The following is a 13,209-nucleotide window of genomic DNA, read 5'->3' as shown; positions in this document are numbered from 1 at the left end:
GCAATTACACTTGCACGGCATCAGGCGGTAGGGTATAGATTTTCGTGGTAGCCAGCATGCCGTGGCGCATTCGACGGCGCACTTCCTCAATGGAAAGCCCATCGCGCTCAAGCCAGAGCTTAGCAGCTGTATGGCGCAGGCTATGCGGTGTGATGTTATCGCGTGTGATACCAGCAACTTCAAGCCAGTGATTGAGCCGGTAATTAAGTGCACGTGTGGTCATACGCGCTTCGCTAATGCGGCGGCTATGGCTTGCAAGCAAAGGTGAAAGCGGGGTAAGATGCGCTCGCCGTTCCAGATACCGCTCAATTTCAAGACCCAGTGAGAGCGGGACATCGACAGTACCATCTTTCGTCTTTTTGCCCTTGCCTTGCACATAGAGCACATAGTGCGATGAGAATTTTTCAAATCCTCAACATTCGCTTTGACAAGTTCATGTTCCGACACAGCAGATTCAATCATCAAGCGAATGGTGATATAATCACGATGATCTTGCAACTTTTCAGTAGGAACCAGCGAAAGCAATTTCTTTACCTCAGCTTCGGTGAGCGTACCTGCAGTGTGATGCACAGGGCGACGATTGCCTTTCACTTGACGTGCAGGATTTTCATCGAGCAAGCCTTGTGCAACAAAGTAATCCAGCAAGCGTCGCAGTGAAGTCAGGTAAGTAGAAACTGAAACCTGACTGAGCTTGCGCTCTTGCATCAAGTAGTGTTTGTATTGCTCAATGTCTTCAGGGCGAAATTGAAACCAATCACGTGCAACTGCAAAATAACGCTGAAACTCACGCAAGGCGCGTTGATAGGTGCCTTGTGTCTCGTCGCTTTTCCCCTTCAAAAACTCGGAGAGAAAACCATCTATCAGCGTCTCTAACTTTGCCAGTGATACAGTAAGTGTGTTCATAATGCACGAGTGTTCGGCAAGGCATTAGTGTTGTAAGAAAACTTACGCAAAATCATTTTAACTGCACCTAAAATTTGTACAGTGCGGTCAGAAGGGGTAATAAAACGCTCACTGTATGAACGGTTTGCCGCAAGAAGTTGAATGCGTGAGTTGGCGACATAGTGCCGCCGTACGATGAATGTGTCTTTATCGGCTACACCGACCGTGACCCCTTTTTCTGACTCATGAATGGGGCGACGCTCCACCACGACCCAATCGCCTTTGAGAATGCCAGCTTTATCCATGCCGTCATCATCAGCAATCGAGATAAAGAAATCGCCGTTGCCAAGTTGAGCGGTGTCCAGATGCAGGACGCCGCGTGGTACAAGTTGCAGTGAAGCGCGTACGAACTCGAGCTTCATGACCGGGATAGGGCGCGCAGGCTCAGCAAGACCGTTTGAGAACGCAGAGAATTCATCACGGTAGAGAATCTCAATGGCGCGCGCACCACTTCCACGCTGGATATAGCCCTTAGCTTCAAGCGCATCTAAAGTTTGTGCAACGGCATTTGTTGAAGCATAGCCTAAGGCTTTAGCAATCTCGCGCACACTGGGCGGACGGCGATACTCTGCCACATATTTCACAATAAAATTAAAGCAGCGGTTTTGTGCTTCGGTTAGCGTTGCTGGCATCTTATTGCTTGTATCTTTCTCATTCTCAACTCTCACCGTATGCTGGCAGGATTGCAAATTTGAGTCATTTCACAATTAGCATACGCTGCCCTTCACTGTGTTCGATGCTGCGCTGCAGTCTCACAATATTTGCCATCGACTCTCTCTCTGAGCAATCCGCACAGGCAGGTTTTGAGCCAAAGTTAGTTTGAAAACAATACTGAACAAACTGTTCAGTGCGATTTTCTTGAATACTGAACAAACTGTTCAGTATTTTGAGATAACTCTATAAAATTTCAGGGTATACACTGAGTTTAGCGCTGCAGTAAGGCATGCTATGCATATTCTAAATAGCGTAAAAAGGCTTGAAAAATCAATAAAAAACGAAAAAATTCTTTGACAATTGCCTTTCCTTTTTAGTAAATTGCCTGTGTGGGAAAAAATGGGAAATTTTGGAAACAAGCGAAAGTGCAAGCAAAGTTTGAGTCGCTCTTAACCCGTGAGGCGCGCCAATGCCAGAATTCAGAGGCACAGAGCAGTATAATCTTGACGACAAAGGTCGGCTGATGATACCTGCGCGATTTCGCAAAAAAATGGTGAGCGATAAGCCGGGCACACTGCTGGTATTGGTCAAAACGCCACGCGGCAATATGGAACTCTATGAGCAAGAGAGTTGGAGAGAACAACAAAAAAAACTGGACCAGCTCTCTGATTTCAATCCGGAGGATAGACGACTGAAGACGTTTATCTATGCCAATCTCGATGAAGTTGAGCTCGACAAAAGCGGACGCATAGGGTTGCCGAAAAGATTTTTGGAAGAATGTGGTATCACGAAAGAAGTCACACTCGTGGGTGCAGAAAACAAAATTGAGCTGTGGAATCCGGAGCGATTGAGAGAGTTTTTGAATCGACCACCAGAAGAATTTGAGACACTGACACAGCGCGTGTTAGGATAGCGAAGATGCACGCAAGATGGAATTTGCGCATACGCCGGTTTTGCTGAGCGAAGCTATTGACGGCTTAGTGACAACAGCGGGCATTTACATCGATGGTACGCTGGGCGGCGGCGGACATAGCGAGGGACTTCTGCGCACACTCGAGGCAAAGAATTGGCTCGAGCGTTCTTTGGTAATCGGCATCGACCAAGACCAATTGGCGTTGGATGCAGCGGCAAGACGGCTTTTACCACGTTACGCCAAAGTGTGTCATATCGTCGAGGGAAACTTTGCAGAGATGAAGCATGTGCTAAGGCGCATCGCCGGTCAGGATGCAAAGGTGCAAGGCATTCTGTTGGATTTGGGCGTCTCTTCGGCGCAGCTCGATGAGGCAAAGCGCGGATTTAGTTTTCAGAAATCTGCGCCGCTGGATATGCGAATGTCGCAGCGCACGACACTCACAGCAAAAGATGTGGTGAATGGCTACGATGAAGCAGTGCTTGCGCAAGTGCTGCACAACTACGGCGAAGAAAAAACGTGCACGTCAGATTGCAAGGCGCATCGCACAAGCGCGTAAAATCAAGCCAATTGAGACAACGGGCGACTTGGCGGAACTTGTGCGCAAGTGCTACTTGCCACATCAGACAAAAGAGCAGATAAAATCGCTTGCAAGAGTATTTCAAGCGATTCGCATTGAGGTCAATCAAGAGTTAGAGGTCTTAAAAAAAGCGCTCGTGCAAGCAGAAAGTCTCTTAGCCAGCGGAGGGCGGTTGGTGGTGATTGCGTATCACTCGCTTGAAGATCGACTGGTCAAGACCTTTATGCGCGAGAAAGTACGCGACGACTGGGGGGAGAGGGGCTTGCCGCTCAAAGAGCCACTGCGCAAGGCGACGCTGCGGCTAATTACAAAGAAGCCGATTACACCAAGTGAAGATGAAATTCAGCGCAATCCACGCGCACGCAGCGCCAAATTGCGCATTGCAGAAAAGATTTAAAAAAGACAAGAGCAAAATAGAAAAAAATGAAAAAGGAGAATCAGAATGGCAAAGGAGCAGATACCCGACACGCTATTTAGCAGCGTGAAGGTGGAAACTGACTACGCCGATGTGCCTGTCTTTGATACACCAAACCCCGAACCGCTGCCAGCGGCGGTCGACTTCGGCGCAGAGTTGCCCCGAAGCAATGCAAAGGTTTTTGCTGAAAAGGAAAGGGTGTCAGAGCTGCAGCCTGCATCGGAAACTGCAGCACCACCTATGAAAAAACTGCGTGAGCGCACGCAAGAGAAAGTCGAATCGATTTTGAACCTGCGCACTTTCTTGTTGGTGGCAGTAACAACGGCATTGCTAGCGTTCTACATCTCTAATGTTATCTCGATCAATCGGCTTTCGGGTGAGACGGAATCGCTTAGAAAGCAATTAGAAGATGCGCACAGTTTGAATGTGGAGTTGGAGAGCAAATTGCGTGCCCTGCAGCGCGTGGAACATGTCAGTGCTGAAGCCTACAAGAAATTAGGATTGCGCTACAAAACCGAGCCGCCAATTGAGTTAAGTGTTGAGAAGTAACATCCGACGGCAAGGAAGCGCACTCTAAAGCCGACATAGAGACACTTCTTTGCCTGACGAATGCCTTGCAGATGCAAAAAAGAAACACGATGAGCGAAAACCCAAGTAAAGATAAAGCGGCGCTGTGGCGGGGAGAACGGCAGGTGCGTCTTGTGCTGGTCTTTGGTGGACTTGCGTTGCTTGCCCTGGGTGTCATTGCTCGATTGGTGTGGGTGCAAATTCTCAACGCAGAAGAATATCAACGCAAAGCGCAGCGGCAGTATGAGTACCGAGAAAAAATTGCGGCACCACGCGGCGATATCCTTGACCGCAACGGCAAACGCTTAGCGACAAGTCTGATGAATGTCTCGTTTGCAGCAGACCCGAAACTTGTGCAGCACAAAGATACCTTAGCGGCACTATGCGAAAAGGTATTTGGAAAGCCGAAGGAACACTACCTCAGAAAATTAAATGAAAAAACACGTTTTGTCTGGCTCGAACGCAATCAGTCTCAATCCAGTGCAGCGCCGCTATTAGCCTTAGACATAGATGGATTGATCATTCGCAAGGAAATTCATCGTCAGTATGAGAACTTGGCATCGCAACTCATTGGCTTTGTCAATGCTGACAACACTGGGATTAGTGGTCTAGAAAAACAGTTGGAGCCGTATCTACGTGGCAAAGATGGATTTTTAACCATGCAGCGCACCGCAACGGGCAGAGCGTTTCCAGCTATTGGTGCACCAAGACAAGAGGCGGTACCGGGCTGCCGTGTAGAACTGACCATTGATGCTGATGTGCAAGCCATTGTCGAAGATGAGCTGCAAAATGGGGTAGCAAATTGCGCTGCAAGCGCAGGTATTGGCATTGTCATGAATGTGCACACGGGCGAGATTCTCGCTATGGCGAATGAACCTAACTTTGATATGAACAATGCAGTAACCTATAAACCTGAAGCGACGCGCAACCGAGCTGTAACTGATGCCTTCGAGCCGGGTTCGACGTTTAAGCTCGTGATAGCCACTGCAGCAACACAGTATGGCGTGGTGCAACCAGATGAAAAGGTAGATGCCCAAAATGGGCGATATGTGATTCAAAGGCGCACAATTACAGACCATGAAAGGCTTGGAGTAATCACGTTTCGACAAGCCATTGCACACTCGAGCAACATTGTTGCAGCAAAAACTGCGCTCAAAGTCGGTAAAGAAAATTTCTATGCAACAGCAAAAGCCTTTGGCTTCGGTGAAAAAACAAGCATTGATGTGCCGGGAGAAATTGCAGGTGCGCTCAAACCGACGCGCGAATGGTCAGCCATTTCGCTACCGTGGATGGCACAAGGCTATGAAGTGATGGTTACGCCGATTCAACTTATTACGGCTTATGCGGCACTGGCAAATGGTGGTAGGCTCATGAAACCCTTTGTCGTGCAGCGAATTGTGTCGCCAGATGGTGAAGTGTTGGCGCGTCAATCGCCTGTAGTGCGGCGTCAAGTCATGAAGCGCGAAGTGGCAGATGTGGTGAAGAGTTATTTCAAAGCTGTAGTCGATAGCGGCACAGGTAAGCCGGCGCGCATTGAAGGCGTCAGTGTGGCAGGTAAAACTGGCACAGCGCAGCAACTTGATGCTGGTAACTATCATACAGGAAAATACGTGGCATCGTTTGTCGGTTTCTTTCCAAGTGAGCAGCCTGAATTTGCCATCTTGGTGATGATGATCAATCCCACAAATGGCTACTATGGCAGCATGGCTGCAGCGCCAGTGTTTGCAAACATTGGCAGGCGAATGCTCTCTACGCTCGGCGAGGCTTATCGCGCAAAAATTGCACGCAATCTTGCGCCCTCAAAAGAAAAACTCTTTTTGGATACGGTGCAAAGTGTTGTGGTGCCGAATGTGCGTGGACTCTGTGCTGAAGAAGCGAAAGCCTTGCTGCGCATACATAAACTCGATTTCAAGCGTGAAAATGAACTCATTGACGCAGCAAAGCAAATCGTGATTGCGCAAGGTGTGGAAGCAGGCAAACGCGTGCCGATATGGTCAAAAGTGCCGCTCACATTTTCTGATGCTGAGACAAAAGACGGGGCACAACACATGCCCTTGCTGATTGGATTGCGCGCCGATAGAGCACTCTGTGAAGCAGGGCGATTAGGTTTGCGGCTTGAGATTGCTGGTAAGAGTGGAAAAGTAGTGGCACAATTGCCAAAAGCAGGTGAGCGTGTCAAAGAAGGACAAGTCTGTGTGATAACCATGCAGTAGTATGACTTTGAATGATGTCATCGAGTTGCTTGTGCCTGTGGAAATGGCAACGCCAGAGCAGGTTGCACAGCACGGCATGATGAAGATTGAATCGGTAGCGTATGACTCGCGCAAGGTAAAAAACGGTACACTATTCGTTGCCATCAAAGGCTTCAAAACTGATGGGCATTTGTTTATTGACAAAGCTGTACAAAGCGGCGCAAGTGTCGTGGTCTGTGAAGAACTGCCCATGCAGCGCGCAGCCGAGTGTGTCTATCTCAGAGTCGAGTCGTCGCGCAGGGCGCTGGCAAGACTTGCAAAAGCATTTTATGGTGATGCTAGCGACAAACTGACCATCATTGGTGTAACAGGCACGAATGGCAAGACAACGACAACATTTCTCATTAAATCTATTCTTGATGCAAATGGCATCAAATCGGGACTCATTGGCACGATTGAATACCAAATCGGAAACGAAGTCATTGAAGCCGAACGCACGACACCTGAGGCGCTGGAACTACACGAGTTCTTTGACAAGATGATAAACGCAGGCTGTACGCATTGTGTGATGGAAGTCTCCTCACACTCGCTGGCACTGCATCGCACCGATGGCATTTGCTTTCAAGTAGGCGTCTTTACAAATCTCTCGCGCGATCACTTGGATTTTCATGGCGCCATGGAAAACTATTTCAACGCTAAGAAAATCCTCTTCGATGGTCTTGATGCGCAAGCTACAGCGGTAACGAATTGGGATGACCCTTATGGCAAACGCATAGTCAGCGACTGTCGCGCTGCCATAATAAGCTACAGTGTCAGTGGCGAAGAACCACATGGCACGCCATCACATGGCGATGAGACAACACTCTGTGCGAAAGTTTTGAACTACGAACTGGGTGCAACCTCTGTGATGCTCTCTGTAAGAGGTGAAACACACATTCATGCCTTCGGGCTAATTGGCAAGTTCAATCTCTACAACATTTTGGCGGCCTACGGTGCCACAGCGGCGTTGGGACTGTCTCACAATGCCATCGTGCATGGCATCTCAAAGTGTAAAGGGGTGCGTGGACGAATGGAACAAATCTGGTCGAAGGACCATCGCTGTGCGATTGTCGATTATGCGCATTCGCCTGATGCGTTGGAAAATGTCATGCGTGCCATTCGTGAGGTGATGCCAAAGGAGGGAAAACTCATTACGGTCTTTGGCTGCGGCGGTGAGCGCGATAAAGGCAAGCGTCCGCAAATGGGAAGACTTGCAGAGCAGCTGTCGGATATAGTCATACTGACATCCGACAATCCACGCGGTGAAGATCCAGAAACAATTTTGGATGACATTGAGGCAGGGATGAGCAAAAGCAAAACGCATTATCGCATTGCTGAGCGTCAAGAAGCCATTAAGAAAGGTATTGAGCTGCTGCAACAAGGTGATGTGTTGCTTGTAGCAGGAAAAGGTCATGAGACTTATCAAGACATTCAAGGTGTCAAGTACCATTTTGATGATCGAGAGCTCATAGAAAAATTTTTCAAAGCATCAGGCTAAGGACTGTGCAAGCAATTACGGAGCAAGATCTGTGCGAAGTGGGTCGCATAGTTGGGGCAGTAGAGCCAATCGCTGAGCCTAGAGTCGCAATTGATTCGCGCAAAATCACAGGTGGTGAGATCTTCTTTGCACTCAAAGGTGAACGTGTTGATGGACACGAATTTGTAGGCGAAGCACTTCAGCGAGGCGCGCGCCTGTGTGTTGTCAGTGAAGCATGGTACAAAGACAGCAAAGAAAAGTTCTTTGACAAATTGCTCGTGGTGCCCGATGTCCTGCAGGCTTTGCAACGTCTGGCGCGGCTTTATCGACGCAAGTTTTCTGTGCCACTCGTAGCCATTGGTGGCGGGAGCGGCAAGACAACCACAAAAGAGATGATGGCAGCAGTGTTGCGCACAACCTACGACACCTTAGCAACTGAAGGTAACCTCAATAATCACATTGGCTTGCCGATTACGCTCTTTGGGCTACGCAAGACAACGGAAATTGCCGTCGTGGAAATGGGGATGAATCACAAAGGTGAGATGCAGCAACTGTGTGAGATTGCTGAGCCGACGCATGGACTGATTACGAACATTGGCAAAGCACACATCGAGTTTTTTGGCTCGCTGGAAGCAATTGCTGAAGCCGAAGGCGAACTCTTTGAGTGGCTTGGCAAAGGCAACGGCAGTGCATTTGTCAATGCAGATGATGCGCTTGTGATGCAAGTGTCTGAAAAGGTCATGCAAAAAATACTCTATGGCGTCATTACATCAGCAAATCCGATGCGCCGTGAGCGATTAGATATCTACGCTGAAGAAATTGAGCTCGATGAGCGCGGGCGTGCAAAGTTCAGGTTAGCAACACAAGAAGCCGAAGAGAGCGTGCAATTGCGCATCGCAGGTTGGCACAATGTTACCAATGCTTTAGCGGCAGCAGCAGTTGGACTCAACTTCGGTGTTCCGCTCTTGCGCATCAAGACGGCACTGGAACAATTTGAAATTAACCCATTGCTCAAGCGTATGGCTGTCTATGAGCAAGATGGCATGATCATCATCAATGACACTTACAACGCTAACCCTGAATCAATGCGCAGAGGATTAGAAACGCTGAGCGCAATGAAAGTAAGTGGAAAAAAAATTGCAGTGTTAGGTGATATGCTGGAGCTTGGCGCACTGGCTGAAAGCGAACACAGAGCATTAGGTGAATTTATCTCGGAGCAAGGAATCGATGTGCTCTTTGTTTGGGGAAATGCTATGAAGACCACATGCAAAGTCGCTTGTGTCAGCACAAAACAGCACTTTGAGAGCAAAGCGCAGCTTGCGCAAACACTAAAAGCGACAGCGCAGCCCGGCGATGCGATTCTCTTCAAAGGCTCAAGGGGCATGAAAATGGAAGAAGTAATAGAGATGATGAGCAGGCAATAGGATACCGTGAATGTAAAATCATCAAAAAACGCCGCAATGAGAGGCGTCAGAAAAACAAAAGTTGTGCAAGACACTAACGCAAAAAACCATGCTGTACTACCTGCTCAAATATTTGAATGATATGTATGACATCCCTGGTCTCGGTGTCATCAATTACATCACGTTTCGAGCGGGAGCGGCTGCTGTAACGGCGTTTCTCGTATCCATGATAGCAGGTCCAAGAATCATCATGTATTTGAAAACAAAAGTAATTGAGCCAATCAAGCTCGAAGCGCCAGAGGCACACCGCAAAAAGTTGGAATTCCGACCATGGGCGGTACGGTGATGATTCTCTCTATTGTCATCGCAGGATTGCTATGGACGAAGGTAACGGATTCATTTAGCTGGCTGATTTTGCTCTCGGTAGTCTGGATGGGTGCTGTTGGGTTCTATGATGATTATCTCAAAGTGGTAAAGAAAGTTAAAGGTGGCTTAGCCGAGCGGTATAAACTTGCAGGACAAATCGCGCTGGGGGTATTCGTTGCAGTCTATACCTACATCGTGCCAAAGTTTAGTGTCTTGCTTTCGCAGACAGAAGTTCCATTCTTCAAAAATTGGGTGATTGATTACAACGGGTTTTATATCCCAGTGTGCGTGTTCATCATTACGGCGGTTTCAAATGCAGTGAATCTCACGGATGGATTAGATGGACTTGCCGCTGGCTGCGCAGCGATTGTGGTCTTGACGCTTGCAGGCTTTGCGTATCTGACAGGTAATGTCAAGTTTGCAAGCTACCTCAACATCACCTACATCGAAGGTGCAGGAGAAGTAACAATTTTAGCCTTAGCTATTGCAGCTGCGTGCATAGGGTTTTTGTGGTTCAATTCACATCCGGCAGAAGTCTTTATGGGCGATACAGGATCGCTGGCGCTTGGCGGTGCAATTGCGGTCATTGCGCTGCTCATCAAAAAAGAATTGCTCTTGCCAGTCTTGGCGGGCATCTTCTTTGTTGAAACGCTCTCTGTGATTATTCAGCGCACGTGGTTCAAATACACGAAAAAAAAGTATGGCGAAGGTCGGCGTGTCTTCAAAATGGCGCCGCTGCATCATCACTTTCAACTTTTGGGCTGGCCCGAAGAAAAAGTGGTCATCCGATTTTGGATTATTACGATTCTGCTTGCGCTAACAAGTTTAATTACGCTCAAACTCAGATGAAAGCAAGTCAAGTCAGAGGCAAGCATGTGGTGATTATTGGCGGCAAACGCAGCGGTCTTGCCGCAGCACGATTGCTAAAGAAGCACGGTGCAAAAGTTTTTTTTGAGCGAGCGAGCACCGTTGATGGATAGTGCCTTAGAACAAGAGTTGCAGAAACTAAAAATCAAGTATGAGTTCGAGGGACATACAGAAAAAATCTTCAATGCAGATTTTGCAGTCATCAGTCCAGGTGTGCCGTCAAACGCGCCAGTGGTGCAGCAGTTAGAGAAAGCCAAGATTAAACTTTTCAGTGAAATCGAAATGGCAAGTTGGTTTTGTGCAGCAAGAATTATTGCCATAACGGGCACAAATGGCAAAACCACGACCACATTGCTCACAAAAGCCATCTTTGAGCACGAGGGCAAAGAAAAAGGCTACAAAGCCTTTGCAGTAGGCAATATCGGGCAACCGTTTTCAGACTATGTCAGTGAAATGGACAAGAAAGACGTGGCAGTTGTTGAGACAAGTAGTTTTCAGTTAGAGTATTGTTTCACGTACAAACCAAAGGTTGCGATTCTGACAAACATCACGCCGAACCATTTGGATCGCTATGCCACGTTTGAAGAATACGCTGCGGCAAAATATCGCATCTATCAAAGACAGACTAAAACCGATGTGCTGATTGCAAACTTAGATGACGAGACGCTAGCGACACACTTTAGCAAAAAAGCAGTGCAAGAAAAACTAAGAATGCGCTTCATTCCAATTAGTCTCGAGCGCGACCTGAGCCGACGCTATGCAGAATGTGGCTATCTCAAAGATGGGCACTTGATTCTGAAGGTTGGCGGACGAAAGGAAATTCTAATGAAAGAGGAGGAAATTTTGAGCAACATCAACTTTCGCGGTCGACATAATGTCTATAACTCGCTAGCCTCAGCAGTAGCAGCGCGTGCAATGGAAGTACGCAAAGAGACCATTCGTGAGAGCATCATGAGTTTTCAAGGCGTCGAGCATCGCATTGAATTTGTCAGAGAGTTAGATGGTGTGCAGTTCATTAACGATTCGAAGGCTACAAGCGTCAATGCACTGTGGTACGCGCTCGATACCATTCAACCCTCAATTGTGCTCATTATCGGTGGACGCGATAAAGGCAACGACTACACGAAAGTCGTGCCGCTCATTGAGCAAAAAGTGCGATGCATAGTCGCTCTTGGTGAATCCAAAGAGAAAATCTACGAGACCTTCAAAGACAAGGTCAAAGTTGTGAAAGCAGAGACGATGGATGACGCCGTGAAGATTGCATACAAAGAGGCAAAGGCAGGTGATACGGTACTGCTCTCGCCAGCCTGTGCAAGTTTCGACATGTTCAGTGGCTTCGAAGAGCGCGGTGAAGTCTTCAAAAGATTGGTTTCAAGTTTGTAGTTCTGTTCTTTGATAGCCTTCAAATTGTGATGCAACTTCAGTCGAGAGCGGTCTCTTCGGAGACTGCTCTACGGCTGAGGTATGAAGGGCACACGCAATTGAAAAAGAAAGTTTTAAGAACGAAAAAGAACTCGTGTCTATCCTTGTCGACCATATACCTTCTGTCGGGTAGGGGGCAGCGCGAGACGCAAGAGCGCGCGCAAAGTGCCTTAGGGCAAATGATGCATGGCAATCTCATTCCAGAAAAGACTTTTGAGAGTCTTGCAGGCAAATTGCTCTTGCTCTTGGTCGTGATTCTGATGTGTATCGGCATACTTGCTGTCTATAGCAGCGGTGCTGGCTGGGCGGCTACAAAATTCGATAACGATGCCTACTTTCTTTGGAGACAAGCAGGATATGCCTTGCTGGGGCTACTTGTGATTTTCATCGTGGGTGGCATGGATTACAAACTGCTGAAGAAGTGGAGCAAAGCAATTTTGATAATTAGCCTCGTGTTGCTTGCAATGCTGCTAGTGCTCAAAAGTCTGGGGGTCATCCATGGCGCGGCGCGTTGGATTGGCTACGGACGATTGAAGTTTCAAGCCTCTGACTTAGCCAAATATGCACTGATCATTCATATGGCAACGATGTTAGCAGAAAAACAGCGCTACATCAAGGATTTGGAGCGGGCTTATTATCCAATGCTGACCGTCATTATTGCTATCGGATCGCTGGTAGCATTAGAGCCAAATTTTAGCACCGCGTCTGTTTTGATGGTGATTGGTTTTACCATGCTCTTCATTGGCGGGGCAAGCCTCAAGCATCTGGTGCTCACGCTTTTGCCAGTAGGTGTGCTTGCCGCCATTTTTGCAGTATCGGCAAGTTATCGTATGGAGCGCTTAATGTCGTTCATCGGTACAGGAAGTCAAAAAGCAAGTTATCAGATCGAACAAGCCTTGATTGGACTTGGTAATGGGGGCTTGACAGGACTTGGGATTGGTGCAAGCAAACAACGCGAACTCTTTTTGCCAGCATCTTACAACGATTTCATCTTTGCCATTTTTGGTGAAGAGTATGGCTTTATCGGAGCAATCGTTTTGCTGCTTGTGTTTGGTGGGATTATCGTCTGCGGCGTACTCATTGCACAAAGTGCATTAGACGATTTTGGCAAGTTCTTAGCCTATGGCATCACTTTAGCAATTGGGTTGTATGCGTTCATCAATGCCGGTGTTGCATGTCATCTTTTGCCGACGACAGGCTTGCCAATGCCATTTGTGAGTTTTGGAGGCAGTGCCATGCTCTTTAATGCCTTTGGCATAGGTGTGCTGATTAGCATTTCGCGTGAAAGAAAGCGGCTCGCATCGGCAAAGATATCAGCAAAGAAAGATGCACAAGCAAATGTAGCCAGCGCTATGCCTAAGCAAGACTAAATGAA

Annotated in this window: 9 protein-coding genes and 3 pseudogenes; 9 read left to right on the top strand and 3 right to left on the bottom strand. The window is 47.8% G+C overall.

The genetic code is table 11. The annotated features are described in order from the left end of the window. Positions 1–4: 4 nt before the first annotated feature. The 3 genes from CMR00_03490 to CMR00_03480 are packed head-to-tail and all read right to left on the bottom strand — an operon-like array spanning position 5 to position 1,610. A complete protein-coding gene (locus tag CMR00_03490) occupies positions 5–385 on the bottom strand; it encodes a hypothetical protein (GenBank protein ID PIO48732.1) in 381 nt (126 codons plus the stop codon). Beyond that, positions 220–903: a hypothetical protein gene (locus tag CMR00_03485; GenBank protein PIO48731.1), complete on the bottom strand. Its 684-nt coding sequence runs from the start codon at positions 901–903 to the stop codon at positions 220–222. The genes CMR00_03490 and CMR00_03485 overlap by 166 nt, the downstream gene beginning before the upstream one ends. After that, positions 900–1,610: a hypothetical protein gene (locus tag CMR00_03480; GenBank protein PIO48730.1), complete on the bottom strand. Its 711-nt coding sequence runs from the start codon at positions 1,608–1,610 to the stop codon at positions 900–902. The genes CMR00_03485 and CMR00_03480 overlap by 4 nt, the downstream gene beginning before the upstream one ends. Before the next feature lie 455 nt (positions 1,611–2,065). Here CMR00_03480 and mraZ point away from each other — a divergent pair, with 455 nt between their 5' ends. The 9 genes and pseudogenes from mraZ to CMR00_03435 all read left to right on the top strand — a co-directional run bounded on the left by mraZ (position 2,066) and on the right by CMR00_03435 (position 13,204). After that, entirely contained in the window at positions 2,066–2,509 is a 444-nt protein-coding gene (gene mraZ, locus CMR00_03475; GenBank protein PIO48729.1) for a division/cell wall cluster transcriptional repressor MraZ, read from the top strand. A 16-nt stretch (positions 2,510–2,525) separates the two neighbouring features. After that, positions 2,526–3,483: pseudogene (locus CMR00_03470) on the top strand (ribosomal RNA small subunit methyltransferase H). A 45-nt stretch (positions 3,484–3,528) separates the two neighbouring features. Then, a complete protein-coding gene (locus CMR00_03465; GenBank protein PIO48728.1) occupies positions 3,529–4,050 on the top strand; it encodes a hypothetical protein in 522 nt (173 codons plus the stop codon). 71 nt (positions 4,051–4,121) lie between these two features. Then, positions 4,122–6,281 (top strand): peptidoglycan glycosyltransferase, encoded by a 2,160-nt coding sequence (locus tag CMR00_03460; protein ID PIO48727.1) that lies wholly within the window; start codon positions 4,122–4,124, stop codon positions 6,279–6,281. Position 6,282: 1 nt separating this feature from the next. Further along, the gene (locus CMR00_03455; protein ID PIO48726.1) at positions 6,283–7,797 is read left to right on the top strand and encodes a UDP-N-acetylmuramoyl-L-alanyl-D-glutamate--2,6-diaminopimelate ligase; all 1,515 of its coding nucleotides are present in this window, start codon (positions 6,283–6,285) and stop codon (positions 7,795–7,797) included. Continuing rightward, on the top strand, positions 7,776–9,200 hold the full coding sequence (locus CMR00_03450; GenBank protein PIO48725.1) for a UDP-N-acetylmuramoyl-tripeptide--D-alanyl-D-alanine ligase: 1,425 nt from the start codon (positions 7,776–7,778) through the stop codon (positions 9,198–9,200). Before CMR00_03455 ends, CMR00_03450 begins: the two co-directional genes overlap by 22 nt. 88 nt (positions 9,201–9,288) lie before the next feature. After that, positions 9,289–10,394: pseudogene (locus CMR00_03445) on the top strand (phospho-N-acetylmuramoyl-pentapeptide-transferase). Continuing rightward, positions 10,391–11,795 (top strand): annotated as a pseudogene (locus CMR00_03440) (UDP-N-acetylmuramoyl-L-alanine--D-glutamate ligase). Before CMR00_03445 ends, CMR00_03440 begins: the two co-directional pseudogenes overlap by 4 nt. 221 nt (positions 11,796–12,016) lie before the next feature. Continuing rightward, positions 12,017–13,204, top strand: a complete 1,188-nt coding sequence (locus CMR00_03435; GenBank protein PIO48758.1) for a cell cycle protein — start codon at positions 12,017–12,019, stop codon at positions 13,202–13,204. Positions 13,205–13,209 lie beyond the last annotated feature (5 nt).

It is taken from the genome of [Chlorobium] sp. 445, from assembly GCA_002763895.1.
Classification (GTDB): Bacteria; Bacteroidota; Chlorobiia; order Chlorobiales; family Thermochlorobacteraceae; genus Thermochlorobacter.
This window is presented reverse-complemented; position numbering and strand designations above follow the sequence as displayed.